Here is a 24,745-nt window from a genome sequence, read left to right as displayed (position 1 = left end):
CCCGATCGGCCCCGCTTGTTCCGCGCGCCGCCGGTGGCCGTCGCCGGCGGCGCCTCCGCGCGGAGCCCGCGCAGCTCGGCGACCTCCTTGCGCAGCTCGGCCAGCTCGTCCAGGATCCGCTGCGTATGCGTCGCCGAGTCCTCCAGCGCGCGCCGGGCCTGGTCGGCGGAGTCCGCCAGGGCGATCTGGGCCTGGTGCGTGGAGCTCTCCATGGCGGCCCGCTCCTCGGCGTTCTCCTCGTCCATCGCGCTCACCACGACGGCGAGGAAGAGGTTGAGCACCACGAAGGTGCACACCAGGATGAACGTCGCGAAGAAGATCCAGGCCGTGGGGTGCCGGGTCATCACCTCACGGGCGATGTTGCCCCAGTCGTCGCCGGTCATCGTCTGGTAGAGGGTGAACAGCGAGGTCGGCAGGCTGCCGAAGCGGTCGGGCGCGGTCTCGCCGTAGAGCTTGGTGGCCATGACGGCGGCCACGTACAGCACCAGCGACAGCAGCACGACGATCGAGCTCATCCCCGGCATCGCCCGCAGCAGCGCCGAGACCACGCGGCGCAGGCTCGGCACGACCGACAGCAGCCGCAGCACGCGCAGGATGCGCAGGGAGCGCAGCACCGACAGGCCGCCCGTGGTGGAGGCGAAGGCGACCCCGACGATGAGCGTGTCGAAGAGGTTCCAGGGGTCGCGCGGGAAGGCGGTGCGCTCGACGTACAGCTTGGCGGCCAGCTCGGCGGCGAAGATGTAGAGCGCGACGTGGTCGACCACGGTCAGTACGGTGCCGTAGCGCTCCACGACGGCCGGGAAGGTCTCGAGGCCGAGGGTGGCCGCGTTGATCAGGATGACGGCGATGATGAACCGCTGGAAGTGCCGATGGGAGAGGAAGTCGCGAGTGCGTTCACGCACGGGGGCAGGCTCCTAAGGCATGGATCTTGTGCCCCACCATGATGACGCAACATGATCAAGCGGGAGACTGTGGTATAAAATCGCACCTGCCCCAAAGAGAGGGAGCCGAGCGACGGTGTCCTACCCCAACTACGGCCCCGGCCCCTACGGCCAGCCCCCGCAGAGCCATCCCAACGGCACCACGATCCTCGTGCTGGGCATCCTCAGCCTGGTGGTGTGCACCTTCATCGGTCCGTTCGCCTGGTCGATGGGCAACAAGGCGCTGCGCGAGATCGACGCGAGCGGCTACTACTACGACAACCGTGGCCACATCCAGGCCGGGCGCATCTGCGGCATCGTCAGCTCGGCGCTGCTAATCCTCATGCTCCTCTTCGTCGCGCTCGGGCTCACGGTCGGCATCATCGGCGCCGCCTCGGAGGGCGACTACTAGGGTCGCGGTGGGGCCTCCCCAGGCCCTCAGCCCCGCCTCCAGCAGGTCGAACGCCTGCTCCGCCTGCGTCCTGAGCAGCGGCGCGACGCGCTCCCACGGCTCGCCGGCCAGCAGCATCGCCACGGCGTGCTCGGTCAGGATGCGCGTGGTGCCGAGCAGGTACGCCGCCGCCATCTTCGGCGCGAGGTCGTCGGCGTCGGCGTCGAACTCGTCGGCCAGCGCCCGCGCCAGCGCGCGCTCCCGCCCGACGCCGACCTCGCGCATCCGGGCGACCAGCGCGGGGCTGTCGTTGACGATCCTGGCGAACACGTCGCTGCCCGCGTTGAGGCCGTGGCGCCAGTCGCGGGTGTCGATCGCGTCGAGGTAGTCACGCCGGAACGCGCGCACCACGCTCTCTCCCGGCCGCCGCTCCCGCAGCACCCGCACCGGCAGGTCGACCGCCACCTCCTGCCGGTCGGCGAAGAGGTCCTCCTTGGTGCTGAAGTAGTTGAACACCGTGTTGACCGACACGTCGGCGGCCTGCGCCACCTCGGCCACCGTCACGTTGTCGAAGCCCTTGGCCATGAACAGGCCCGTCGCGATGTCCGAGATGCGCTCCCTCGTCTCGCGCTTCTTCCGCTCCCGCAGCCCCTCTCGCATGCCGCCCATCGTATCAAGTTTGCAGTGGCTCCAAAATTGTGGTTACTTAAATTTTGGAGGCGATAAAATGATCAAGACTTCGGGTCTGGGCAAGACCTTCAAGGACGGCGCGGAGGCCGTCAGAGGCGTCGACCTTTCGGTGGCGCCCGGCGAGATCGTCGGGTTCCTCGGTCCGAACGGCGCCGGCAAGAGCACGACCATGCGCATGCTGACGACCCTGCTGCGCCCCACCGCCGGCACCGCCACGGTGGCCGGCCACGACCTGCTCGCCGAGCCGAGGCAGGTGCGGCGGCGCATCGGCTACGTCGCCCAGGGCGGCGGCGTGCCGTCCTTCACCCCGGCCAAGGGCGAGCTGGAGCTGCAGGGCATGCTGTACGGCCTGAGCCGCCCCGCGGTCGCCGCCAGGATGGAGGAGGTCCTGGCCGCCCTCGACCTCACCGGGCAGGAGACCAAGGCCCCCGCCACGCTCTCCGGCGGCCGGCGCCGCCGCCTCGACATCGCGTTCGCGCTGCTGCACCACCCGGTGCTGCTCTTCCTCGACGAGCCCACCACCGGCCTCGACCCGCAGAGCCGGGCCGGCCTGTGGGACCACATCCGCGCCCTGCGCGCCGACCGGGGCATGACCGTGTTCCTGACCACCCACTACCTCGACGAGGCCGACGCGCTCTGCGACCGGGTGCTGATCATCGACCACGGCCGCATCGTGGCCCAGGGCGCCCCGGCCGAGCTGAAGACCGGTGGCCGCACGCTCGACGACGTCTTCCTCGACCTCACCGGCAGGTCGCTGCGCGAGGAGAGCGCCGTGCAGGAAGCGGGGGCCTGATGCTGCGCGACACCTGGGTGCTGTTCCGCCACGGCGTGCGCACCACGCTCCGGCAGAAGGTGGGCCTCGTCTTCGGCGCGATCCAGCCGCTGCTGTTCCTGGTGCTGTTCGGGCCGATCTTCGCCACGTTCGGCACCTGGGAGACGCTGGTGCCCGGCCTCATCGTCCAGCTCGGCCTGATGAGCGCGGGGATGGCCGGCTTCGGGATCGTCTTCGAGAAGCGCACGGGCGTGCTGGAGCGGCTGCGCGTCACCCCGGCCAGCCGCCTGGCGCTGCTGCTCGGACGGGTGCTCGACAACGTCGTGACGCTGGCCGTCCAGACGGCGCTGCTGCTCGCCGTGGCCTTCGCCTTCGGCCTGCGCGCTCCCGCGCTCGGGCTGGCCGGCGGGTTCGTGCTCGTCATGGTGCTCGGGGCGAGCCTGGCCGCGCTGTCGTACGCGATCGCGCTCACCATCGACGAGCAGCTCTTCCCGCCGGTGATGACCACGGCGGTGGTGCCGCTGGTCCTGCTGTCCGGCTCGTTCCTGCCGATGTCGATGGCGCCCGGCTGGCTCGACGGCCTCTCCCGCCTCAGCCCGTTCCGGTACGTGCTGGAGGCCCTGCGCGACCTCTTCCACGGCCGCTACGTGACCGGCACCGTGGGCGTCGGCGTGGCGGTCACCGTGGTGTTCGCGGTGGTGTCGCTGGCGATCGGGACGCGCGTCTTCAACCGGGAGCACGCCTAGCGACGAGCGCGCGGCCGGGCACGGGCGGACGTCATTTCTTCCGAGCGGCGAGACTTCCTTGTTCTCGCTCAGTTCACTACGGTGAGGCGTTATGACGCTCCAGGCGCAGAAGCCGGTCGGTGACGGGGAGAAGGCACACTGGCTGGCGGTGCGGCCGAGGCTCGTGCTCGCCAGCGCCTTCATGCTCTTCCTCGAACTCGCGCTGATCCGGTGGACCGGATCCAACATCGTCCACCTCAGCTACTTCACCAACTTCGTGCTGCTCGGCTCCTTCCTCGGGATCGGGCTCGGCTTCCTGCGCGTGGGGCGCTCGCGGCGGCAGCCGTACTACTCGCCCGTCGTGCTCGCGGTGCTGGTCATCGTCGTGCTGCTGTTCCCGGTCACCGTCGACCGCAACACCGAGGGCGTCCTGTACTGGACGAGCCTGTCCACCAGCGGGCCGCCCGCCTGGGCGATCCTGCCGGTGATCTTCTGTGCCGCCGCCGTCGTGCTCATGGGCCCCGCCGAGCTGGTCGGACGCTGCTTCCCCGAGCTGCCCCGCCTGGAGGCGTACCGCTACGACCTGATCGGCAGCCTCACCGGCATCGCGGCGTTCACCGCGCTGTCCTTCCTGAGCGCGCCGCCGGTCTTCTGGGGGCTGATCGCCGCCGTCTGCTACGCGCTGCTGCTGGTGCCCCGGCCGCGTTCGCTGTACGTGGGGCTCGTCGTCGTGCCCGCCCTGGGCGTGGTCGGGCTGCTGCTGACCGAGACGCTCACCGCCGGGGCCATCTGGTCGCCGTACTACAAGGTCACCACCAAGCAGCTCACGCAGCTCGGCGTCCCCGTCACCGACATCGCGGTCAACGGCATCCCGCACCAGCAGGCCGTGCCCGCCGCCGCCCGCCTGCAATGGGAGGCCCAGTACGGCCTGCCGTACGAACGCACCACCAAGCCGCCCAAAGAGGTGCTCATCGTCGGCGCGGGCAGCGGCACCGACGTGGCCATCGCCCTGTCGAAGGGGGCCACCCGCGTCGACGCCGTGGAGATCGACCCCAAGCTGCGCGAGCTGGGCGGCTCGACGCACCCCGACCGCCCCTACGACGACCCGCGCGTCACCACCCACGTCACCGACGGGCGCGCCTTCCTTGAGCGCACCGCCGCCAAGTACGACCTCATCCTCTTCGCGCTGCCCGACTCGCTCACCCTCGTCTCCGGCGCCAGCTCGCTGCGCCTGGAGAGCTACCTGTTCACCGAGGAGGCCATGCGGGCCGCCCGCGACCACCTCAGGCCGGGCGGCACGTTCTCGATGTACAACTACTACCGGGAGAGCTGGCTGGTCGACCGCCTGGCCTCGACCATGCAGAACGCCTTCGGCCACAAGCCGTGCGTCGACGTCGTCAGCACCGCGGGCCAGCAGGCCGTGATCACCGCCGGGCTGTCCACCGCCGACCAGCGCTGCGCCGCCGAGTGGCCGGGCGCCGCCGCCGGCACCCCCGAGCCCGCGGGCGACGACCGGCCGTTCCTCTACCTGAAGGACGCCACGATCCCGCCGATCTACATCATCACGCTCACCCTGATCCTCATCGTCAGCCTGCTCGCGGTGCGCGTCGTGGCCGGGCCCTACCAGCGGATGCGCCCGTACGCGGACCTGTTCCTGCTGGGCGTGGGCTTCATGCTGCTGGAGACCAAGAGCGTGACCGGGTTCGCGCTGCTGTTCGGCACCACGTGGGTGGTCAACGCGATCGTCTTCGCCGGGGTGCTCGTCGCGGTGCTCGCCGCCGTCGAGGTGACCCGCCGCTTCCGCATGCCGCCGCTGCCGGTCATGTACGGCGTGCTGTTCGCGGGCCTGCTGCTGGCCTGGCTCGTGCCGAACGAGTGGCTGCTGTCGCTGCCACTGCCGCTGCGCGCGGTGGCGGCCGTGACGGTGGCGTTCCTGCCGATCTTCGCCGCGAACGTGGTCTTCGCCAAGCGCTTCGCCGAGACCGCCGACGCCACCACGTCCTTCGGCGCGAACCTGCTGGGCGCCATGGTCGGCGGGTGCCTGGAGTACGTGGCGCTGGTGATCGGCTACAAGGGCCTGCTCATCGTGGCGGCCGTCCTCTACGTCGGGGCCCTGGCGCTGCTGCCGAGGAAGAACTCGGCGCTGGTGTGACGCCGAGCCCGTTCCGCGGGGTTCCGCGGCCGGTCAGAGGCCGCAGAGGTCGTCGATGGCCTGGGAGCCCTTCTGGGTGTTCTGGGTCGGCGTCTGCGACGGACGGCCCTGTGCGGACGTCTGCGCGGACGGCTGAGCGGGCTTCTGCGCCTGCGCCGTCGTGGGCGTCGGCGGCGTGGCGCGGGTGCCGCTGGGGGAGGCGCTCACGTTCGCGGTCTGGGCGCGGCGCGGGCGCGTCGAGTCGCTGATCGCCTTCTTCGTCGCCTGGCGGATCTTCGCCCAGTCGGGGCGGCCCGAGTAGAACTCCGGCGGCACGAACTGCAGGCTGGTGATCTTGGCGTCCTTGACCTTGACGCCCAGCTCGACCAGCGGCGGCAGCAGGTCACGCGGGATGTTCGTCTCGGCCAGTCGCTTGGCCGCGCCGGCGATCTGCTCGAACCGGGAGAGGATCACGGTGGGCGTGGCCTGCTGGGCGAAGGCGCCGATGACGCAGCGCTGGCGGGCCATGCGGGAGAAGTCGTCGCTGCCGACGCGCGAACGGCCGTACCAGAGGGCCTGCTCGCCCGTCAGCTTGCGGTAGCCCGCCTTGATCGTGCCCGCCGTGCCGTACAGGCCGCCCCACTTGACGTCCTCCTCGACGCGGATCTTGAGGCCGCCGATGGCGTCCACGAGGTCGGCGAAGCCGTACATGTTCATCAGCATGTAGTAGTCGATTTTCAGGCCGAGCGTGTGGCCGATGCCGTCCATCAGGGCCTGTGGGCCCTTGTTCTTGCCGCCCATGATCTGCGGGTTGTCGTTGGCGTACTGCCAGACCTCGTTGAGCAGGCCGCCGTTGGGCAGTTCGGCCATGAAGCCGTGCGGGAACTGTTTGTGCAGCGGGGAACCGGCCGGGAAGCGTACGTGCTGGAGGTTGCGCGGCAGGCTGAACAGGACGGTGGCGCCGGTCTTGAGGTCGACGCTGGCCACGTTCATGCTGTCGGTACGCACGCCGGTACGGTTGCCCGCCGCGTCACCGCCGATGAGCAGGAAGTTGACCCGGTCCTTGTCGCCCCACGGGTTCTCGGGGTCCTGGCCCACCTGGGGGACGCCGGGCTCCGACGTGGAGCGGAAGATGCTGCCGATCGTGTCGCGCGCGGCCAGCACCTTGCTGGTGGCCAGCGCGAACGGCGACATGACCGCCACGCACAACACGCCCACCACGATGCCGGTCACCACCTGCCCTTGCTGGCGCAGCCTGCTGGGGCCGAGAGCCACGTACGAGGACACCACCAACGCGAACCACGCCAGCGCGCACACTGACGCGACCACGATCACCGTGACCAGCACGCCGTCCCGGGCGAGCAGCGCGGCGTTCGACAGGTCGCCGAGCACGCTCAGGCCGTAGGCCAGGATCGCCAGCAGCACCACCGCGTACAGGCTGACCAGCACCAGGCCGGTACGGCGGCGCCCGGCCCGCAGGTGAGCGGCGCCGGGGACGAGGGCGGACAGTGCCGTCCAGCCCAGGACGGAGCCGGTCGTGAGCGGCTTGGCGAACCGCGGCGCGCCCTGCCCGGAGCCCCGTCCCGTGGCCCGTCCCGAGTCCGGCGCGGAGCCTCGCCCGGAGTTCGGTCGGGAGCCTCGCCCGGAGCCGGGCCCGGAGTCGGGCCCGGAGTCCGGCCCTGAGTCGGGCCGGGCGTCGCGGGCCGCCGTGGGTTTCGCGGGCCTCCTGACGGGCCTCGTGGCACGCTCTCCGGAGCCCGGGGAGGCCGCCTCACGCGGTCCTGAGCCCGGCGCGGTGCTCCTGCGCGGTCGGGGCCGCGCGGAGGGCGCGTCAGGCGCTCCGGAGGCCGCGTCGGGTGCTCCGGAGCCCGGGGAGGCCGCGCGGGGCGGGGCGGAGTCCGGGGTGGGCGTGGCGTCAGGCGCGGCCCCCGCGCCTGACGGGGAGTCGGCCGGGTCGGGAGCGGGCTCGCCGGACGACCGGGGCGACCGGGCGGGCCGGGGCGAGCGGGACGAGGGCTTGGCCGACGTGCCGGAGCCGGGGTCGGTGGACGAGCGCGATCGTCGCGTGGGGCGCCGTTTCCTGCCTTCTGGCACGGGTTCATCCCCATCGCGATTGCTCACACTGGCTCCTTATATGCCTTACCAGGAGAAACCTGGTATTTGCCCACGTAGGCAGAAGATTGCCAGGATTCTAGTCCCCTTATATGGACAACAGGGACATGTACTCAAGCTGAGATGAACGTCCCGCGTCCATCAGGAGACCGTCGAAGAGGGCGCCAGCCACGTGTTGCACTGGTACGCCTTGTTCCGCTCCCACCCCTGCCGGAACCACCGGTTGTTGTTGACCGGCTTGCCGTGGTCGCGCGGCCAGCCGGGATAGTCGCCGACCTGCGCGTAGAACGAGAACAGTCGGCCGCGATCCGCCGTGTTCACCGGGTACGACGACGCCACCGACCGCATCCACATGCCGGCGAAGCAGGTGGCCTGCAGCTCCAGCCGCCGGCTCAGCGCCAGCTTGCCGCTCTGGCTGCCGGAGTCGAGGGTCGAGCGCCACCACGAGTCCATCAGGCCGGTGATGTTCTGGACGTGGTGGCCGTACTCGTGGGCCATCATGCTGATGATGCCGCCGTGCCACGAGATGATCTGGCCGTACCCGCGGGTGTTGCCGTTGCCCCTGGCCATGGCCGAGGTGGAGGCGTAGATGGTGTTGTTGCGCGGGCAGTAGTACGGCACCATGCTCCCCGCCGACGGATAGTCGCCGCACGCGCCCCTGCCCCGTCCGGACGCGATGGCGTAGCCGGGCGGGCTGAACCGGATGCCCTGCTTGTCCAGGATCGGGTGCCAGGCCCGGTCCATGCACTTGCCGGTCTTCAGGATCAGCGCCTTGAGCTGGCTGTGGCTGTGGATGCCGGCGTTGCCCGCCCGGCAGTTGAGCCGGGGCAGCGTGCCGGCCTTGTACATGGTGTTGGTCTTCAGGCTCGTGTCGAGCGTGACCGTGGCGGGCGGCGTGACCGTGGTCTCGGGCTCCTCCGGCTCCCGGGTCGGCTGCCGGGTGGGCTCGTCGGTCTCCCGGTCCGCGGGCTCGTCGGACGGGTCGTCGGAGGGCCGGTCCGAGTGGCGGTCGAAGGGGTCGTCCGACGGTTCGTACGTCGGGATCGCGAGCGGCGTCGACGTGTCCGAGCCCGCCGCCCGGTCGATCAGCACCGCCCCGATGACGATCAGCACGAAGAGCGCCGCCAGCGACCCGAACACGACACCGAGCACCCCGCCGACGCCCATCCCCTGCTTCCTGCGCGGCTGCGGCTGCCACTGCCGCCCCGGCATGGGCGGTGGCGGCATGGGCGGTGGCGGCGGCTGCCGGTACGGCTGCCCGTGCGGTCCCTGCGGTCCCTGCGGTCCCTGCGGCCCAGGGTGCCCGTGCGGCCCGTGGGGCGGCGGCGGGTACGGCTGCCCCTGCGGATGAGTCGGCGCGTGCTGGTACGGATTCCCCCGAGGAGGCGGCGGGTACGGGCTCCCCTGCCCGCCCCCCGGCGGCCGGTGGCCCGGCGGCGGCCAGGGTAACGAGGGTGGCCGCTGAGGCTGCCCTGGCCCTGGGGGCGGGGGTGGATATTGCCCGTTCCCTGTCACACTGTCTCCCCGTTTACCCCGTTGTCCGCAATGCCCAGCTTTGTGCGGCGACTTGCCGGGCCCTTGGCAAATTTGGGGCAAAAGCATACTGACGTATCACCCGTCACGGATGTAGCGGTGCTCGGTTACAGTCCGAAATCATTCGAGGTGATCTCCGCTATCTCCCGGTCCGGGCGGCGGGTGGTGTCCTAGCTTTCTTGCATGAATCTCCAGCAGCTCCGCTATGTGGTCGCGACTGCGGAGCACCGCACCATGACCGACGCGGCCAGGTCGCTCTATATCGCGCAGCCCGCACTGTCCCGCGCGATCCGCGATCTTGAGCGCGAGCTCGGCATGACCCTTTTCGCACGTTCCGGTCGCGGGGTGGTCGTCACCACGCACGGACGGCGAGTGGTCAAGCTGGCGAGGGAGGCGCTCGACGCGGTTCACGAGATCGAGGGCCTGGCCAACCAGAGCACGGTCACCGAGGCGGAGCTCCGCATCGCCGCCACACCCAGCCTCGAACCGGGCCTGGCCGGCCGCCTGCTTCCCGCCTACGCGGCGGCGCATCCGGGCGTACGCGTGCACATCGTCCGCTGCGACGGCCGTGACGGCGTCGTCAGCGCCATCCGGGATCAACGGGCCGACCTCGGTCTCACGGACCTGCCCGTGCCCACCGATCTCATCACCCATCCACTCGAACGTCAGGAGATCGTCCTGATCTCACCTCCCGGGCTCGACCTGCCCAACCCGGTGCCCATGGGCAAGCTGAACGGCATGCGCCTGGCGCTGCCCGCCCGTGGCAGCATGCGGCGCAGAGAGCTCGACGCGATGTTCGGCAAGTTCGCGGTCACCCCGGTGGTCGTGCTCGAGACCGACGAACGCAACGGCTGGCTCAAGGCCGTACGCAACGGGCAGGCGTCGCTGCTGTGGTACCGCGGCTTGGCCGAGCAGGCCGGACGCGCGGGCCTGGTGGTGCGCTCGCTCGAACCCGCGGTGCGGCGCGTCATCGCCGTCGTGCACGCCCGCCGTCGGCTGCCGCTCATCGCCCAGGACTTCCTGGCCACCGCAGAGAAGGGAACAGCCGCCTGACCGCATTGGGAACGATCCATTTCCGGTTCCGAGCCATGAGAGCCGCCGGTCCTCCGGCCGCCCGTCCCGCCCGGAGCCGTCGCCGACCAACCATCACCCCCTGATCCGCAGCACCTCCCCGGAACCCGCCACCGTGCCCTCGTCGGACACGTAGTACGCGCCGTCCGGCCCGGCCGCCACTCCCGTCGGGGAGACCAGGCCGTCCCGGCGTCAGCCGGCAGGGGCCGGACGTCGAACACGGCGACCGTCGAGATCCGGTCGCCCGGGACGCACACACGGCACGTCATCGGCGCCCGCGTCCACGACCAGCGCTCCCGCGCCCTCGGGCAGCACCGCGTACGGCCGGCTGCCCGGGCCGGTGCCGGGCTGTGCTTGGTCGGGGCTGTGGGCGCTCTCGTATGCGCCCAGCCCGGCAACGTGAGCACGGCCGCGCGGGCGGCGCTCAGCGTGGCAGAGGCCCTCTCGCGTGCTGCGCGCATGACCTGTGACTAACACGCCACGCGCCCGCGGGCCAGGGTCCGAGGCCGATCCCGACAGGACGGGTATGGCTCACGCCATCCGCGGGAGGGTGACGACCGCGCGCAGCCCCGGCCCGGCGTCCTCCAGGATGACGGTGCCGCCGTGCGCCCGTACGGTCTCGCGGACGATCGCCAGCCCCAGCCCGGCCCCGCCCTCGTCGCGGCTGCGCCCGGTGTCGAGCCTGGTGAAGCGGTTGAAGACGCGCTCGCGGTCCTGCTCGGGGATGCCGGGGCCGTCGTCGGTGACCGTCAGCACGCCGTCGGCGGTCAGCGCCACCTCGACCTTGGTGGTGGTGTGGCGGACGGCGTTGTCCATGAGGTTCGTCAGCACCCGGCTGAGGTCGAGGGCGTCGCCGCGCACCACGACGGGGTCGCAGACGGCCAGGCGCGCCTCGGCGTACCTGTCCACCGTCTGCCGCACCACCTCGTCGAGGTCGACCGGCTCGCGGCGGGCGGGGACGCCGCCGCGTTCGTCGAGCCTGGCCAGCGCGAGCAGGTCCTCGGCCAGCCGCGACAGCCGCAGCGTGTCCTCCAGCACGCCCTCCGCGGTCTCCTGCCAGTCCTGCCCGTCGGGGTGCCCGAGCGCCACCTCCAGTTGCAGCCGGATGCTGGCCAGCGGGCTGCGCAGCTCGTGCGCGGCGTCGGAGACCAGCGCCCGCTGGCGCTGCTCGGCCTCCTCCAGGCGGGCCAGCATGCCGTTGAGCGTGGTCGCCAGCGAGTGCACCTCGTCCCGCGACTGCGGCACCGGCAGGCGGCGCGACCTGGCCGTGTGCGTGATGTCCGCGGCGCCCCTGCGCAGCGCCGCGATCGGGCTCAGCGTACGGCCGATCATGAGCCAGCTCGCCACCGCCAGCAGCACGACCAGCGCCGGGGTGCCCACGAGCAGCACCCGCCCGGCCGTGACCAGACTCGTCTGGATCTCGCTGATCGGCCGGGCCGCCACCACCGTCAGCCCCCGGTCCGCGCTGAGCACGACCACCCGCAGGAACCCGGGGATCGCGTACGGCCGCCCGTCCAGCAGCGTCGCCTTCCCGTGGGCGAGCACCTTGGCCCTGGCCCCGGCGTCGAGCAGCGGCACCAGCCGGTCGGTGCCGTACGTGACGTGCGTGATCCGCCCCTGCGCGTCGATGACCTGCACGATCGTGCCGTCGTGGGTGGTGATCGGGCTGGTGAGCGTGCCCGCGTCGGCCGCCACGCGCACGGCCTGCGCCTGGGCCCTGGTGGACTCGTCCACCGTGTCCATCAGCGCCCGCTCCAGCACGCTGACCAGCACCGACGCCGACAGTGCCAGGGCCAGCGCGAGCACCGCGGCGGCGGCCGCCGTGAGCCGGAAGCGCAACCCCTGGCGCCGCCACCAGACCAGCGGCGAGTCAGCCACCGTCGCCCGCCAGCCGGTAGCCCGCGCCGCGCACGGTCTGCAGCGCGTTCCTGCCGAACGGGGCGTCGATCTTGCGGCGCAGGTAGCCGACGTACACCTCGACCACGTTCGGGTCGGTGTCGAACGTGTCCCAGACGTGCTCCAGGATCTCCGCCTTCGACACCACCTCGTCCCGCCGCCGCATCAGGAACTCCAGCAGCGCGAACTCCCTGGGCGTCAGCTCGATCGGGCTCTGCCCCCGCTCCACCCGGCGCCGGGCCGGGTCGAGCGACAGGTCGCCCGCCAGCAGCACCGAGGGCCGACGTCCCGCGTCGCGCCGCATCAGCGCCCGCAGCCGGGCCACCAGCACCACGTACGAGAACGGCTTGGTCAGGTAGTCGTCGGCGCCCAGGTCGAGCCCGTCGGCCATGTCGTACTCGCCGTCCTTGGCGGACAGCATGAGGATCGGCACCCAGTTCTCCTCGGCGCGCAACTGCTTGCACACGTTGTAGCCCGACAGCCTGGGCAGCATGATGTCGAGCACGACCACGTCGTAGTCGCCCTGCCGGGCCGCGTGCAGCCCCTCCTCGCCGTCGTGGGCGAGGTCCACGGCGAACCCCTCGGCCTGCAGCCCCCGCTGGAGCGCCGCCGCCATGCGGCGCTCGTCCTCGACGACAAGTACTCTCATGTGGCAATTCTCCTGTTCCCGCGCTGAGACCACGCTGAGAAGGCTGAGAGCCGTCTCAGGCCGCCCGGACCAGCGCCGCGACCTGCACTCTAGCCAGCCAGGACGGCTGCTCCCCACCGCCGCGGACCCGGCCGGCCTGAGAGGCGTCTCAGACTGTCTCAGGCTTGCCACAGGAACCATGCCGCAGGCTCTGGGCATCGACATACCGTTAAGGAGTGAGATGCGCAGAGGCACGTTCGTGAGGTGGGGAGTCCCGATCGCGGCGGCGGCCGTGATCGGAGCCGCGATCGGCGCCGGCCCCGTGATCGCCGCGGTGAGCGGCGAGCCCGTGCTGCCCGAACGCTCGGCCCAGCAACTGCTGGCCGACGCGGTGGCGGCCACCAGCAAGAAGGGCGGCGTCCCGCCCATGTCCGGCACCGTGCAGCAGACGGCCTCGCTCGGCCTGCCCGCGCTGCCGGCGACCAGCGCCGCGTCACCGCTGAGCCTGCTGTCCGGCTCGCACGAGGTGAAGGTCTGGTACGGCGCCGCCGACAAGCTGCGGGTGGCCATGCCGACCCAGCTCAACGAGACCAACCTGATCGTGAACGGCGACCAGGCGTGGTACTGGGACAGCGCCACCAACACCGCCACCAAGCTGACCGTCAAGCAACCGGCCGGGGGCCAGGAGCACACCCCCGTGCCGCAGCCGACCGACCTGACGCCGCAGCAGTTGGCCCAGCGCCTGCTGGCCGCCGCCGACGAGCACACCGCCGTCCGCGTGAGCAACACGGCGACGGTGGCGGGCCGCCCGGTCTACCAGCTCGTCCTGTCGCCCAAGGCGGAGGGCTCGCTGGTGCAGGAGGTACGCATCGCGCTCGACGGCGAGACGTACGTCCCCCTCCAGGTCGAGGTCTACGCCAAGGGCTCGGCGGAGCCGGCGTACCAGGTGGGCTTCACCCAGGTGACGTTCACGCCCCCGGCCGCCGAGAACTTCACCTTCACCCCGCCCGCGGGCGCCAAGGTGGAGGAGCGGACGCTCGGCGGGGACGACGGCCTCGGCGCCAAGGCGGAGGAGCGGGCCGAGCACGCCAAGGACGTCGCGGGCGAGGTGAAGGTCGTCGGCGAGGGCTGGGCGAGCGTGGCGGTCCTGCCGTTCTCGGCGTCCGACCTCACCGCCGGGCCCGCCGAGTCGTCCGCGTCGCCCGAGTCGTCCGCATCGCCCGAGTCGTCCGCGTCGCCCGGGTCGCCCGAGGGGCGCGGCGGTGGCGCGGGCTTCGGCGGCGAGACCGACCCGAGCGCGCTGGTGGACAGCGTGCTCCAGTCCGCCACCCCGGTGAGCGGCACGTGGGGCTCCGGCAAGCTGATCAAGACCAAGCTCGTCACGGCCCTGGTGACCGACGACGGCCGCCTTCTGGTCGGCGCGGTCACGCCGGAGGAGATCACCAAGGCGGCGGGCATCAAGTGACCGCCGTCACGCAGGAAGCGGGGGCGCCCTTCGGGGCGGCCCCGCCCTCCGGGGACGCCGCCATCGTCACCGAGGGACTCACCAAACGCTTCAGGGGCGGCCAGGTCGCGGTGGACGCGCTCGATCTGAGCGTGCCGCGCGGCTCGGTTTTCGGCTTCCTCGGGCCCAACGGCTCGGGCAAGACCACCACGATCCGCATGCTGCTCGGCCTCGTGGCGCCCACGTCGGGCGACTACTCCGTGCTCGGGCTGCCCCAGGCCCAGGCCCTGCCCAAGGTGGGGGCGCTGGTCGAAGGGCCGGCCTTCTACCCGTACCTGTCGGGCACGGCCAACCTGATGCGCTTCGACGCGGCCGACCCGGCGGCGGCGCGGAGCACCGCCGGGCGGCGCGTCACGGACGCGCTCGAACGCGTGGGGCTCTCGGCCGCCGCCGGCAAGCGCTACCGCAACTACTCGCTCGGCATGCGCCAGCGCCTGGCCATCGCCGCCGCCCTGCTCGGGCCGCGCGAGCTGCTCGTGTTGGACGAGCCGACCAACGGGCTCGACCCGCAGGGCACGCGCGAGGTGCGCGCGCTGGTCAAGGAGATCGCCGCCGACGGCACCACGGTGTTCGTCTCCTCCCACCTGCTGGCCGAGGTCGAGCAGATGTGCACGCACGCCGCGATCATGCGTACCGGCAGGCTCGTCGCGCAGGGCACGATCGCCTCGCTGAGCGGCGGCCGGGTCGCCAGGATCCGGGTGGAGACCCCGGACGCGGCGCAGGCCGCGCGGGTGCTGGCCGGGCTGGGCCTGGACGACGTGCGGCCGGAGGGCGGCCGGGTCACGGCGGAGTTGGCCGGGCACGCGCCAGAGCGGATCAACGCCGCCCTGGTCGAGGACGGTGTGGCCGTGCGCGGGCTGGCCGTGGTGCGGCCGAGCCTGGAGGACGTGTTCGTGGGACTGACCGGGGAGGGTTTCGATGTCGACGGCTGACGGCGCGACGCCGGCGGGGGGCGCGACCGGGACGACGACGCTCGGGTCGCAGGCACGGCGCACGCCCGGGCTCGTCCCGGTGACGGAGACCATGCGCACCACCGAACGCCGCGCCCCCGAACCCACGCCCGCCGTCTCCGTTCCGCCCGCTGGTGCCTCTGTGCCGGAGGCGGTCACGGGGCCCGTGGGGGCGTTCTGGCGGCTGCTCGGCTCGGAGCTGGGGCTGACCTTCCGCCGCCCGCGCAACGTGGCGATGCTGGCCGTGCTGGCCGCCGTGCCGATCGTCATCGGCGTCGCGCTGCGCATCATCGGCTCCTCCGACGACGGCATGGGCGGGATCATCCAGGACGTGGCGGGCAACAGCCTCATGCTGACGTTCCTGTCGTTCTCGTTCCTGGTGATGCTGCTGATGCCGGTGGCCGTCAGCGTGGTGGCGGGCGACTCCGTCGCGGGCGAGGCCGGCGGCGGGACGCTGCGCTACCTGCTCGCCGCCCCGGCGGGGCGGACCAGGCTGCTGGCGGTGAAATACCTCAACGCGGTCGTCTTCGGTTACGCGGTGACGGCGGTGGTGGCGGTGTCGGCGCTGGTCACGGGGCTGATCCTGTTCCCCGCCGGGCCCGTGACGCTGCTGTCGGGCAGCACGATCTCCATGGCCGACGGGCTGCTGCGGATCGCCGTCGCCGTCGGGTACGTCGGGGCCGCCATGGCGGCGCTGGCCGCGATCGGGCTGGCGCTGTCGACGTTCACCGAGGTGTCCATCGGGGCCATCGCCGGGACCATGGTGCTGGTCATCGTCTGCCAGGTGCTGCGGGCCATCCCCGACCTCGCCGCGATCAGCCCGTACCTGCTGCCGACCTGGTTCACGAACTTCGACGCGGTGCTGCGCAGCCCGATGGACGCCGGGGCGCTGGGGGAGGGGCTGCTGGTGTTCGGGGCGTACATCCTGCTGTTCGGGTCGATCGCGTGGGCGCGGTTCTCCGGCAAGGACATCACGTCCTGAGCGGCCGGGAAAGGCTCGACAGGGAAGGGCGCGGTCGGGAGAGGAGCGGGTGGTGACCCCCTCCTCTCCCGCGAGTGCCCGTCAGGCGGACGGGCGGCGGCGCAGGCCGAGGGCGCCGATCACCACGCCGACGACGCCCACGGCCAGCCCGGCCCCGCCGAGCAGCCGGGCCGTCCCGTCGGACGACGAGGACGCGCCTGCGGCCACCGGCGTCACCGTCGGCCTCGCCGCCGCCGGGCTCGCGCTCGCGTGGGCGGTGCCGTCCTCGGCGGCGGGCACCAGCTTGAGCAGCGGCGCCGGGTGCTCGGGCTCCGTGCCGTCGGCCTTGGGCGCCTCTGACCAGTCGACGACCTCACCCCCGGAGTACGTCTGCTTCGTCGGGAACATCAGCGAGTCGACGTCCTTGGGCAGTTGCCCCATGGAGACCTCGAACTCCTGGAACTCCCCGGGATTGATCTTGCCGCCCGACCAGACGACCTTGGTGACGGCCTCCTCGAGATCGCCGTACTCGGTCTTGACCGGCGTGGGCAGCTTGCCCTCGGTGACCTTGACCTCCCATCCGGGCACGGGCTTGACCGAGACGAAGGCCAGCGGGTGATCGGTGGGGAAGGACACCTCGACCTGGGTGGTCGAGTCGTTGTCGCGCTCGTTGGGCACCCGGAACGCGACCTTGCTGAAGCCGCCCTGCTCGGCGGTGCCCGGCTGGATGCTGACGTGGGCCAGCGCGGGCAGCGCCAGCGCGGCGGTGACGGCGGTGGCGGCGGCGAGCACGGTCGCCGCACGGCGTACGAAGGACATGCGAGAACTCCACTTGGCTGAATAGGGGATGGAACAGGGGTGTCAGACGGTCAGGCGGGAAGTGGAGGACCACGCCTGGCCACGCAGAGCCGGACACCCGGCTGGAGCGGCACCACCCTGGTGCGGACGATCGGCACGCACGGCCACAGGACGGGCACGGCGGCCGGGGTGAGCAGCACGAGGCGGCGGCCGAGCCGGCGCAACACCGACCAGAGCGCGGCCTCGCCGCGCGCGAGCCAGAGCCCCGTGATCACTGTGGCGGTCACGTGCGTGAGCAGCATGCCCGCGTTCACCGCCAGGCCGCCCTGCGCGTGCCCGTGCACCGAGACGTAGGCGGCGCCCTCGCCCGCGAACAGCTCGTGCAGCCCGAGCTGCGCCGCGACCAGCGCCAGGTTGATCGTGCCCGCCGAGCGCTCCCTGCCGCACAGCGCCAGCCCCAGCACGCAGACCGCCGCGAGCCCGAGCCCGGCGGCCAGGGGCGCGGGCGCCGCGCCACCGCCGAGCACGTGGGCGAGCGCGGCCAGAGTCACGCAGACGGCGGAGAAGGCGGCCGCCCGCGCGAGCCTGAGGGGGAGTAGCGCACGCATGGGTGTGCCCCATGCTCTCACGGGGCACGCAATCTTGAGGCCCCCGAGTTCCAACCTGAGCATTAGGTGGGACGAAAGGGGCATTTCTCGCTAGGGTCGTGCCGATCGCGTCGACATTGAGGTGAGAACGTTGCGGCACTTAGCAGGTTTGCTCATCGGGCTCGTGGTGACGGCGGCCGTGCTCGGAGGCGGCGGATGGGCGGTGCAGCAGGCCCTCGCGAACGCCGGGGCGACCCCGCCCGACGAACAGAAGACGTGGATCGCGCTCGGCGCCATGGCCGCCGTCGGGCTCGTCGTGGGGCTCGTGACGGCGGGCCGGGTCTCGCCGGTGGCCACGTTCATCCCGTCGATGGTGCTGCTGGCCTGGACCGTCGTGTACGCGCTCGACGTGAACCGGGCGCTCTCCTTCATCCCGACCGAGCCCTCGGTCAACCAGATCATCAGAGACGCGGGGCTCGGCGACAGGACCATGCTCACGACCGGCGTGTTCGCCCTGCTCGGCGTGGCCCTGTTCATTCCCGTGCTGATGCCGTCGCGGTGGTCGCGCCGGCAGGACGACCTCGACGACGACTACGAGGCCACCCCGGAGGGCGGCTACTACTAGCCATCCCCCGGGGCGAACTCCCGGTGGTCAGGTGGTGCCGGGGCCCGTGTAGAGGCGGGTCACCACGTCCTCGATGGACGCATGGCCGGGCGCCGTGGCCATCAGGTCGTCAAGCGAGCCGTCGAAGGCCAGCCGCCCGTGGTCGATCAGCATGACCCGGCGGCAGAGCCGTTCGATGTCGCCGAGGTCGTGCGTGGTCAGCAGCACCGTCACGCCCCGCTCGGTGTTCAGCCGCAGCAGGAAGTCGCGGATGCCGGCCTTGCTGACGACGTCGAGGCCGATCGTCGGCTCGTCGAGCACCAGCACGTCGGGCGCGTGCAGCAGCGCCGCCGCCAGGTCGCCGCGCATGCGCTGGCCCAGGCTGAGCTGCCGCACCGGCGTGCGCAGGAACCCGCCCAGGTCGAGCGTCTCGGTCAGCTCGCCGAGCCGGGCCGTGAACGCGGCCCGCTCCACCTTGTACAGGTGCCGGATCAGCTCGAAGCTGTCGGCCAGCGGCAGGTCCCACCACAGCGTCGTACGCTGCCCGAACACCACCCCGATGCGCCGCGCCAGCGTGGTGCGCCGCCGCGACGGGTCGAGCCCGGCCACCCGGACCTTCCCCGAGGTGGGGGTGAGGATGCCGCACAACATCTTGATCGTGGTGGACTTGCCCGCGCCGTTCGGGCCGAGGTAGCCGACGAACTCACCCGCCGAGACGGTGAACGACAGCTCGCGTACGGCGTGGACGACGTTCCGCTTCACCTTGAACGAGCGGCCCGCCCGGTCAAGCTCGATCATCGATCAACTCCCCGTGGATCGGTAGTGCCGGACGCCCTGCCGCCAGGCCAGCGCGGCCAGCAGGGCCAGGACCAGCGCGGCGGCCGGTCCGAGGAAACGCATGAACTCGGGTGTGCCGAAGGGGTCGTCGCGGCCCAGCGCGTACAGGCCGGGCTGCCAGTTGACGTACGCCAGCGGCAGCACGTACGTCACGCCCTTGACCAGGTCGCGGCCGTAGACGCTGAGCGGGTACTGGCTGAGCTGCTGGCTGCCGTAGGTGAAGGCGTTGACCACCTCGGGGGCCTCGGTCAGCGCGAACTGCAGTGCCCCGCCGATCGTCCACAGCGAGGCGAAGATCACGATGCCGGTGAGCACCATGACCGGGATCATCCAGGCCCGCCGCCCGTCGATGCCGAGTTCGGCGACCGCGTAGCCGAGCACGAGCCCGGCCTGCACGATGCGTCCGACGCGGGTGGCATTGAAGCGGTCGGTGGTGAGCTGGATCCACGCGCTGACCGGCCTGATGAGGACGGTGTCGAGCGTGCCGGCCTTGATGTGCTGGCCGACCCGGTCGAGGTTGCTGACGAACGTGTCGCAGACGGTGAAGGACAGGCTCGCGGCGCCGTACAGGAACAGCACCTCCTCGCGGGAGAACCCGGCGAGCGTGGTGGTGTTGGCGAAGATGATCAGGATCACGGCCACGTCGAGCGCGGCGATGACGAAGCCGAGCAGGGTCATCAGCGCGAACGAGACCGGGTAGGCGGCGGCGGCCCGCGTCCAGGTCCACAGCAGCAGGAAGTACGTCCTAACCACCCTGGATCACCACCTTGTGGCGGATCGCCCGGGTGCCGAGCGCGCCGAGCCCGAGCAGGACCACGGCCCAGAACGCCTGGAAGGCCAGGGCCTGCGGCACCGAGCCCTTGCCGAGGTAGACGTCGGTGGGCACCTGGACCATGGCCGCCCAGGGCAGCGACCTGGCCAGGTCGCCCAGCCAGCCGGGGAAGATGTGCAGCGGCACCATCATCCCCGAGAAGAACGTGGTCAGCACGAGCGACAGGACCGCGACGCCCCGGTCGTCGAGCAGCCAGCAGACCGACAGCGCCAGCAGGTAGCGCCATCCGAAGCTGACCACGATGGCGAGCGTGAAGCTCGCCAGGAAGCCCGCCCACTGCCCCGGGTCGGCGGGCACGACGATGCCGAAGACGGCCGCGCCGACCAGCATGGGCGGCAGGCCGCGCACGAGGAACAGGTAGGAGGCCCTGCCCACGTCCTCCGACAGCGTCCACAGTTGCAGGGAGGCGGGGCGGACCAGGTCGAGCGCGATGTCACCGCTGCGGATGCGCTCGGGGATGCCGAGGCCCCCGCCGAAGAGCTGCATCGGGCCGATGCACGCCTGGGTGACGAAGCAGAAGGTGATGGCGTCGGTCACGTCGTAGCCGGCCAGGCCGGGGCGGGCCTGCCACAACGCGATGAGGATGTAGGCGCGCAGGATGCCGAACACGCTGTTGGTGAACGCGCCGGCCAGTGCGGCCCTGACGTAGGTGGAGTGTTTGCGGAAGCCGTACCGGACGAGCCGGGCGTAGAGCGGTATGGTTTTGCACCTCCGGTGGGTGATGGCACGGTGACGGACCGTGCTTGGATCCGGGCACGGGTTCACGGGCGGGAAACACGGATTATCGAGGGCGGCGCCGTCGGTCCGCAACGCAATAACCGGGGCCGGGCACCCGGCCGGGCACCCGAGGGCGGGCGTAGCGTCCGATATGTGGGGAATCCAGTTACAAAGGCGAAATGTCCGCGTAAGAGGTAGGTTACTTACTGGCCGGTAGGAAGATGGTCATGGGGGAAGAACTGTTCTTGGAGGGTCGATATGCGAATCGACGAGGATGTGCTCCTGGAATACCCCTTGAGCTGGCAGGCCCGCGCGCTCACCGGTCTCCTGCGCGGCACGGTGAAGCCGGCCTTCAGCCTGTTGATGCGTCATCCCCTCGCCCTGGCCGGGGTCGCCCACCTCGGGGAGATCGGGCGGCTGGTCCAGATGGCCTGCCCCGAGCACGTCGTGGTCGAGCCGGTGTCGTTCTCGTCGTGCGGAGGCGAATGGGTGCGCGGCGGGCGCAGGCTCGACGAGCGCAAGGCCGTGCTCTACTTCCACGGCGGCGGATACTTCTCGTGCTCGCCGCTCACGCACCGGTCCATCACATGGCGGTTGTCGGTGGCGGCCGGGCGGCCGGTGCTGGCGCTCGACTATCGGCAGGGGCCGGAGTACCGGCTGGCCGACGCGCAGGCCGACGCGCTGGACGCGTACGAGTGCCTGCTGCGGCGCGGCCACGCGCCCGAGCACATCGTCCTGGCGGGCGACTCCGCCGGCGGCCATCTGACCCTGGTGACCCTGCTGGCCCTGCGTGACGCCGGGCGTCCGCTGCCCGCCGCGGCGATCTGCCTGTCGCCCTGGGCCGACCTGACCGACATCCCGCGCCGGGTCAACCGCTGGCAGGACCCCATGGTGCCGGCCGGTCGCGTACGGTGGCTGGCCCGCAGGTACACCCTGGGCCTGGACCCGTGGGACCCGCTCGTCTCGCCGGTGCACGGCGACTTCACGGGCCTGCCGCCCCTCATGATCGTGACGGGATCGACGGAGGTGCTCAGGGACGAGGCCCGGCGGGTGGCATTGCGGGCGCGGGAGGCGGGGGTACCGGTGCGGTACGAGGAGTGGCCCCAGATGCCGCACGTCTTCCCGATCCTGGCCGACGTGCTCCCGGAGGCGCGGCTGGCCTTCCGGCACATGTCGCGCTTCCTGCGGGCCGCGGCCCGCAGGAACGAGCGGATGGGCGGCACCACGGCCGCCTGATGGCGGATGGGCGGCACCACGGCCGCCTGATCGCGGGTGGGCGGCACCATTACTGCCTGGTCGCGGGTGGGCGGCACGGGCGGCCGCCTGATTTCCGCCCGACCCTTTTAGGGGGATCGGCTTACCCGGAGCGACCAGGGCGGTGTAGGTTAGGTATACCTAACTTTTTGCAGGGGGGCTTTTGATGGCGGAGCAGCGGGCGGACCATCATCGGGGTGTCGTCCGGAGGACCGAGCGCCTGTCCCGGAACATGGTACGCGTCGTCGTCGGTGGCGACGGGCTGGCCGGCTTCGCGACCTCCGGTCTCACCGACCACTACGTGAAGCTGGTCTTCCCGCACGAGGGCGTGCGCTATCCGGAGCCGTTCAGCGTGAAGGTCTGCCGCGAGACCATGCCCCGCGAGGTCTGGCCGAGGCTGCGCACCTACACCGTACGCGCCTGGGACCCCGACTCCCGCGAGCTGACCCTCGACTTCGTCGTGCACGGTGACGAGGGCCTGGCCGGGCCCTGGGCGGAGCGCGCGGCCCCGGGCGACGAGCTGCTCATCCTGGGCCCCGGCGGCGGTTACGCCCCCGACCCCGGGGCGGGCTGGCACCTGTTCGTGGGCGACGAGAGCGCGTTGCCCGCCATCGCGGCCTCGCTGGAGGCGCTGCCCGTGGGTGCGCGGGCGCACGCGCTCATCGAGGTGGACGCCCCCGAGGACGAGCAGAAGCTGCTCACCCCCGCCGACGTCCTGGTCTCGTGGATCCACCGGGGACGGCGTCCCGTCGGCGAGAGGCTCGTGGCCGCGGTGCGGGCGCTGGAGTTCCCCGGCGGTGACGTGCACGCGTTCGTGCACGGCGAGGCCGGGTTCGTCAAGGAGCTGCGCCGCCACCTGCGCCTGGAGCGGGGCGTCGGGCTCGACCGGCTGTCGATCTCCGGCTACTGGCGGGCCGGCGTGGACGACGAGGCGTGGCGGCAGGTCAAGGGCGACTGGAACCGTCGGGTCGAGGCCGAGGAGCAGGCCGCGATCGCGTCCTGAACCCGTCGCCGGGCAGCCATGATCCCGCCTGGCACCCCAGGCGCAAAGATGCACTTCGTGCCCGCTCTGTCACAGCACTTACTTACCTCGAAGATATGACCGCCTTACCTCCAATACCCCTTATGTAAGACATGCGGAAAGCCTCCGCGGATGCCGCCACAGTGTGCTTTGGCCACGACACTGATCAGGAGAGGCGGACCCGGATGGCGCGTGGTGCGAGCGGCATGCCTCCTGGCGTGCGACCGCTTACGGTGGGGGACCCGGTCATCATCGGCCGACACCTGCTCCTCGGCCGCCTCGGAACGGGCGGGATGGGAGTGGTCTATCTGGCCGAACATCCTCAGGGTGGCCTCGTCGCGCTCAAGACACCGCATGCGGTGCATCTCAACGATGCCACGTTGCGGGCGCGTTTCGCGGAGGAAGTGGCTTTCTCCCGCAGATTGGTGCCCTTCTGCACGGCGGCGGTCGTGGCGGACGGCACCGACGGAGACCGTCCTTACCTGGTCAGCGAGTACATTCCCGGCCCCGCGCTCTCCCAGGTCGTCATGGCCAGGGGGCCGCTCACGCCCGACCTGGCCTACGGCGTGGCTCTCGGCGTCGCGGCGGCGCTGGTGGCGGTGCACGAGGCGGGGCTGGTGCACCGGGACCTCAAGCCGGGCAACGTGCTGCTGTCCACGCGGGGGCCGCGCGTCATCGACTTCGGCATCGCCCGCGACGTCGACACGCTCGCCGCGCACACCCAGGCCGGCCAGGTCATGGGCAGCCCGGGGTGGGTGGCGCCGGAGCGGCTGACGGGCGGCCCCGCGCTGCCCGCCTCCGACGTCTTCGCGTGGGGCTGCCTGGTGGCCTTCGCCGCCGCCGGGCACCACCCGTTCGGAGGCGGCGAGGACGACGTGCTGACCCGGCGCATCCTGTTCGAGCCGCCCCGCGTGGAGGGCGTGCCCGCGCTGCTCAGGCCCGCCGTCGAGGCCGCGCTGGCCAAGGAGCCCGCCGACCGGCCCAGGGCCGCTGACCTGCTGCGGGCGCTGCTGGCGGCCGGTGGGGTGGGGGATCCGTGGGATCTGCGGCAGTCGGTGGCTGAGGTGCTGGAGGAGATCTGGACGCCGGTCGCGTACCCGGCGAGCCCCGCGTACGGCGGGCCGGGACCGGACGGGGTGGTGAGCGGCGCGGATCTGTACGGCGGGCCGGTGGTGGGCCTGTCGCGTCCGTCCGGTGAGCCGGGAACGGCGGTGGAGCGTTCCCGTACGCGACGGCGCAGGGTGAAACCGGCGACCCAGCTCTCGCACGCCACCTTCGCGGCCCTGGCCACGGTCTCGATCGCGGCCCTCACGGTCATCGCGGCATCGAGCGGCGACGGGCTGAGCGCCGGGGGCGGCTCGCCGCTGCCCGGAGATCCGCCCGCCGTGCGGTCGTCCGGCAGCGCGCACTCCACGGCGCGTCCCAGCGTGGCGACGGGCCGGGTGCCGCCGTCGGTCCGGCCGGTGACGACGGCCGCGCCGGGCACGCCCACGGTGTTCGTCACGCACACCCGCACCAAGGGGTCGGGCACGCCGGGCACGCCGCCGGAGCGGGAGGGCGGAGACACGTTCCCCCCCTCGCAGACCAGCGGCCCCGGCGACCAGGGCGGCGACGACCCCGGTGAGTGCGCGAGCCCCGCCGGGCGCGGTCGCGGTGATGCGGCGGGCCGCCGCGACTGCCCGCGGCCGTCCGGTTCGGTCACCACGATCCCCCAGGACGGGCCGGGCGAGTCCCCGGGCCCGTCGGTCCCCGTCTCCGAGACCCCGACGGCCACCGCGACCGTCAGCCCGTGACGTCCGCCCGCGCCGGGC

23 protein-coding genes are annotated in these 24,745 nt (G+C 71.9%); 12 read left to right on the top strand and 11 right to left on the bottom strand.

The genetic code is table 11. The annotated features are described in order from the left end of the window. On the bottom strand, positions 1-902 hold a 902-nt coding region (locus tag ABD844_RS02025), incomplete at its 3' end, for an ion transporter (protein WP_344872293.1). Positions 903-1,017: 115 nt separating this feature from the next. On the opposite strand from ABD844_RS02025, the gene ABD844_RS02020 reads away from it, so the two are divergent. After that, a complete protein-coding gene (locus tag ABD844_RS02020; RefSeq protein WP_344872291.1) occupies positions 1,018-1,332 on the top strand; it encodes a DUF4190 domain-containing protein in 315 nt (104 codons plus the stop codon). Here the strand turns inward: ABD844_RS02020 and ABD844_RS02015 are convergent. Beyond that, positions 1,255-1,971, bottom strand: coding sequence for a TetR/AcrR family transcriptional regulator (locus ABD844_RS02015; RefSeq protein ID WP_344872289.1), 717 nt, complete (start codon positions 1,969-1,971; stop codon positions 1,255-1,257). The two genes, ABD844_RS02020 and ABD844_RS02015, sit on opposite strands and share 78 nt — an antisense overlap. Before the next feature lie 67 nt (positions 1,972-2,038). Between ABD844_RS02015 and ABD844_RS02010 the strand changes: the two genes are divergently transcribed. The 3 genes from ABD844_RS02010 to ABD844_RS02000 all read left to right on the top strand — a co-directional run bounded on the left by ABD844_RS02010 (position 2,039) and on the right by ABD844_RS02000 (position 5,650). Next, the gene (locus ABD844_RS02010; protein WP_344872287.1) at positions 2,039-2,794 is read left to right on the top strand and encodes an ABC transporter ATP-binding protein; all 756 of its coding nucleotides are present in this window, start codon (positions 2,039-2,041) and stop codon (positions 2,792-2,794) included. Continuing rightward, the gene (locus ABD844_RS02005) at positions 2,794-3,519 is read left to right on the top strand and encodes an ABC transporter permease (protein WP_344872285.1); all 726 of its coding nucleotides are present in this window, start codon (positions 2,794-2,796) and stop codon (positions 3,517-3,519) included. Before ABD844_RS02010 ends, ABD844_RS02005 begins: the two co-directional genes overlap by 1 nt. A 91-nt stretch (positions 3,520-3,610) precedes the next feature. Then, a complete protein-coding gene (locus ABD844_RS02000) occupies positions 3,611-5,650 on the top strand; it encodes a spermidine synthase (RefSeq protein ID WP_344872283.1) in 2,040 nt (679 codons plus the stop codon). Between the two features lie 33 nt (positions 5,651-5,683). On the opposite strand, the gene ABD844_RS01995 is transcribed toward ABD844_RS02000, so the two are convergent. Both ABD844_RS01995 and ABD844_RS01990 read right to left on the bottom strand, forming a co-directional pair. Then, positions 5,684-7,750 carry an LCP family protein gene (locus tag ABD844_RS01995; RefSeq protein ID WP_344872281.1) on the bottom strand — a complete coding sequence of 689 codons (2,067 nt, stop codon included), beginning with the start codon at positions 7,748-7,750 and terminating at the stop codon, positions 5,684-5,686. A 132-nt stretch (positions 7,751-7,882) separates the two neighbouring features. Further along, complete coding sequence (locus ABD844_RS01990; RefSeq protein ID WP_344872279.1) at positions 7,883-8,953, bottom strand: neutral zinc metallopeptidase; 1,071 nt, start codon at positions 8,951-8,953, stop codon at positions 7,883-7,885. Between the two features lie 504 nt (positions 8,954-9,457). Between ABD844_RS01990 and ABD844_RS01985 the strand changes: the two genes are divergently transcribed. Beyond that, positions 9,458-10,327 (top strand): LysR family transcriptional regulator, encoded by an 870-nt coding sequence (locus ABD844_RS01985; RefSeq protein WP_344872277.1) that lies wholly within the window; start codon positions 9,458-9,460, stop codon positions 10,325-10,327. 549 nt (positions 10,328-10,876) lie between these two features. Here the strand turns inward: ABD844_RS01985 and ABD844_RS01980 are convergent. Continuing rightward, positions 10,877-12,223: a sensor histidine kinase gene (locus ABD844_RS01980; protein ID WP_344872275.1), complete on the bottom strand. Its 1,347-nt coding sequence runs from the start codon at positions 12,221-12,223 to the stop codon at positions 10,877-10,879. Further along, the gene (locus ABD844_RS01975; RefSeq protein WP_344872273.1) at positions 12,216-12,890 is read right to left on the bottom strand and encodes a response regulator transcription factor; all 675 of its coding nucleotides are present in this window, start codon (positions 12,888-12,890) and stop codon (positions 12,216-12,218) included. The genes ABD844_RS01980 and ABD844_RS01975 overlap by 8 nt, the downstream gene beginning before the upstream one ends. Positions 12,891-13,110: 220 nt before the next feature. On the opposite strand from ABD844_RS01975, the gene ABD844_RS01970 reads away from it, so the two are divergent. The 3 genes from ABD844_RS01970 to ABD844_RS01960 are packed head-to-tail and all read left to right on the top strand — an operon-like array spanning position 13,111 to position 16,305. Further along, positions 13,111-14,334 (top strand): LolA family protein, encoded by a 1,224-nt coding sequence (locus tag ABD844_RS01970; RefSeq protein WP_344872272.1) that lies wholly within the window; start codon positions 13,111-13,113, stop codon positions 14,332-14,334. Further along, the gene (locus ABD844_RS01965) at positions 14,331-15,305 is read left to right on the top strand and encodes an ABC transporter ATP-binding protein (RefSeq protein ID WP_344872271.1); all 975 of its coding nucleotides are present in this window, start codon (positions 14,331-14,333) and stop codon (positions 15,303-15,305) included. Before ABD844_RS01970 ends, ABD844_RS01965 begins: the two co-directional genes overlap by 4 nt. Next, the gene (locus ABD844_RS01960; protein WP_344872270.1) at positions 15,292-16,305 is read left to right on the top strand and encodes an ABC transporter permease; all 1,014 of its coding nucleotides are present in this window, start codon (positions 15,292-15,294) and stop codon (positions 16,303-16,305) included. Before ABD844_RS01965 ends, ABD844_RS01960 begins: the two co-directional genes overlap by 14 nt. 81 nt (positions 16,306-16,386) lie before the next feature. Here the strand turns inward: ABD844_RS01960 and ABD844_RS01955 are convergent, their stop codons facing one another. Together ABD844_RS01955 and ABD844_RS01950 are read right to left on the bottom strand one after the other, a co-directional pair. Next, positions 16,387-17,103, bottom strand: coding sequence for a YcnI family copper-binding membrane protein (locus ABD844_RS01955; RefSeq protein ID WP_344872268.1), 717 nt, complete (start codon positions 17,101-17,103; stop codon positions 16,387-16,389). 50 nt (positions 17,104-17,153) lie between these two features. Then, a complete protein-coding gene (locus ABD844_RS01950; RefSeq protein ID WP_344872266.1) occupies positions 17,154-17,690 on the bottom strand; it encodes an MFS transporter in 537 nt (178 codons plus the stop codon). Positions 17,691-17,820: 130 nt separating this feature from the next. Here ABD844_RS01950 and ABD844_RS01945 point away from each other — a divergent pair, with 130 nt between their 5' ends. After that, positions 17,821-18,294, top strand: coding sequence for a hypothetical protein (locus tag ABD844_RS01945; protein ID WP_344872264.1), 474 nt, complete (start codon positions 17,821-17,823; stop codon positions 18,292-18,294). 27 nt (positions 18,295-18,321) lie between these two features. Here the strand turns inward: ABD844_RS01945 and ABD844_RS01940 are convergent, their stop codons facing one another. From ABD844_RS01940 to ABD844_RS01930, 3 genes are read right to left on the bottom strand one after another with little or no spacing between them, the layout of a single operon-like run. Beyond that, complete coding sequence (locus ABD844_RS01940) at positions 18,322-19,071, bottom strand: ABC transporter ATP-binding protein (protein ID WP_344872262.1); 750 nt, start codon at positions 19,069-19,071, stop codon at positions 18,322-18,324. A 3-nt stretch (positions 19,072-19,074) separates the two neighbouring features. Continuing rightward, positions 19,075-19,863, bottom strand: coding sequence for an ABC transporter permease (locus ABD844_RS01935; protein ID WP_344872260.1), 789 nt, complete (start codon positions 19,861-19,863; stop codon positions 19,075-19,077). After that, positions 19,856-20,707, bottom strand: coding sequence for an ABC transporter permease (locus ABD844_RS01930; protein WP_344872258.1), 852 nt, complete (start codon positions 20,705-20,707; stop codon positions 19,856-19,858). Before ABD844_RS01930 ends, ABD844_RS01935 begins: the two co-directional genes overlap by 8 nt. Before the next feature lie 210 nt (positions 20,708-20,917). Between ABD844_RS01930 and ABD844_RS01925 the strand changes: the two genes are divergently transcribed. From ABD844_RS01925 to ABD844_RS01915, 3 genes are all read left to right on the top strand, one after another. Next, positions 20,918-21,895 (top strand): alpha/beta hydrolase, encoded by a 978-nt coding sequence (locus ABD844_RS01925; RefSeq protein WP_344872256.1) that lies wholly within the window; start codon positions 20,918-20,920, stop codon positions 21,893-21,895. 184 nt (positions 21,896-22,079) lie between these two features. Then, positions 22,080-22,916 (top strand): siderophore-interacting protein, encoded by an 837-nt coding sequence (locus tag ABD844_RS01920; protein WP_344872254.1) that lies wholly within the window; start codon positions 22,080-22,082, stop codon positions 22,914-22,916. Between the two features lie 236 nt (positions 22,917-23,152). Next, positions 23,153-24,727, top strand: a complete 1,575-nt coding sequence (locus tag ABD844_RS01915; protein ID WP_344872252.1) for a protein kinase domain-containing protein — start codon at positions 23,153-23,155, stop codon at positions 24,725-24,727. The last annotated feature ends 18 nt before the right edge of the window (positions 24,728-24,745 follow it).

Origin of the sequence: Nonomuraea antimicrobica (assembly GCF_039536965.1) — a bacterium.
Lineage (GTDB): Bacteria > Actinomycetota > Actinomycetes > Streptosporangiales > Streptosporangiaceae > Nonomuraea > Nonomuraea antimicrobica.
Note: the sequence above shows the minus strand (reverse complement) of the source record. Positions and strands in the feature narration are given on the sequence as shown.

Bases quoted from the DNA above. Each gene is read 5' to 3' on its own strand.
- ABD844_RS01970 (WP_344872272.1), top strand. From the start codon at position 13,111: ATGCGCAGAGGCACGTTCGTGAGGTGGGGAGTCCCGATCGCGGCGGCG.
- ABD844_RS01975 (WP_344872273.1), bottom strand. From the start codon at position 12,890: ATGAGAGTACTTGTCGTCGAGGACGAGCGCCGCATGGCGGCGGCGCTC.
- ABD844_RS01925 (WP_344872256.1), top strand. From the start codon at position 20,918: ATGCGAATCGACGAGGATGTGCTCCTGGAATACCCCTTGAGCTGGCAG.
- ABD844_RS01990 (WP_344872279.1), bottom strand. From the start codon at position 8,953: ATGCCGGGGCGGCAGTGGCAGCCGCAGCCGCGCAGGAAGCAGGGGATG.
- ABD844_RS02000 (WP_344872283.1), top strand. From the start codon at position 3,611: ATGACGCTCCAGGCGCAGAAGCCGGTCGGTGACGGGGAGAAGGCACAC.
- ABD844_RS01955 (WP_344872268.1), bottom strand. From the start codon at position 17,103: ATGTCCTTCGTACGCCGTGCGGCGACCGTGCTCGCCGCCGCCACCGCC.
- ABD844_RS01960 (WP_344872270.1), top strand. From the start codon at position 15,292: ATGTCGACGGCTGACGGCGCGACGCCGGCGGGGGGCGCGACCGGGACG.
- ABD844_RS01940 (WP_344872262.1), bottom strand. From the start codon at position 19,071: ATGATCGAGCTTGACCGGGCGGGCCGCTCGTTCAAGGTGAAGCGGAAC.
- ABD844_RS02015 (WP_344872289.1), bottom strand. From the start codon at position 1,971: ATGCGAGAGGGGCTGCGGGAGCGGAAGAAGCGCGAGACGAGGGAGCGC.
- ABD844_RS02005 (WP_344872285.1), top strand. From the start codon at position 2,794: ATGCTGCGCGACACCTGGGTGCTGTTCCGCCACGGCGTGCGCACCACG.
- ABD844_RS01920 (WP_344872254.1), top strand. From the start codon at position 22,080: ATGGCGGAGCAGCGGGCGGACCATCATCGGGGTGTCGTCCGGAGGACC.
- ABD844_RS01985 (WP_344872277.1), top strand. From the start codon at position 9,458: ATGAATCTCCAGCAGCTCCGCTATGTGGTCGCGACTGCGGAGCACCGC.
- ABD844_RS01950 (WP_344872266.1), bottom strand. From the start codon at position 17,690: ATGCGTGCGCTACTCCCCCTCAGGCTCGCGCGGGCGGCCGCCTTCTCC.
- ABD844_RS02010 (WP_344872287.1), top strand. From the start codon at position 2,039: ATGATCAAGACTTCGGGTCTGGGCAAGACCTTCAAGGACGGCGCGGAG.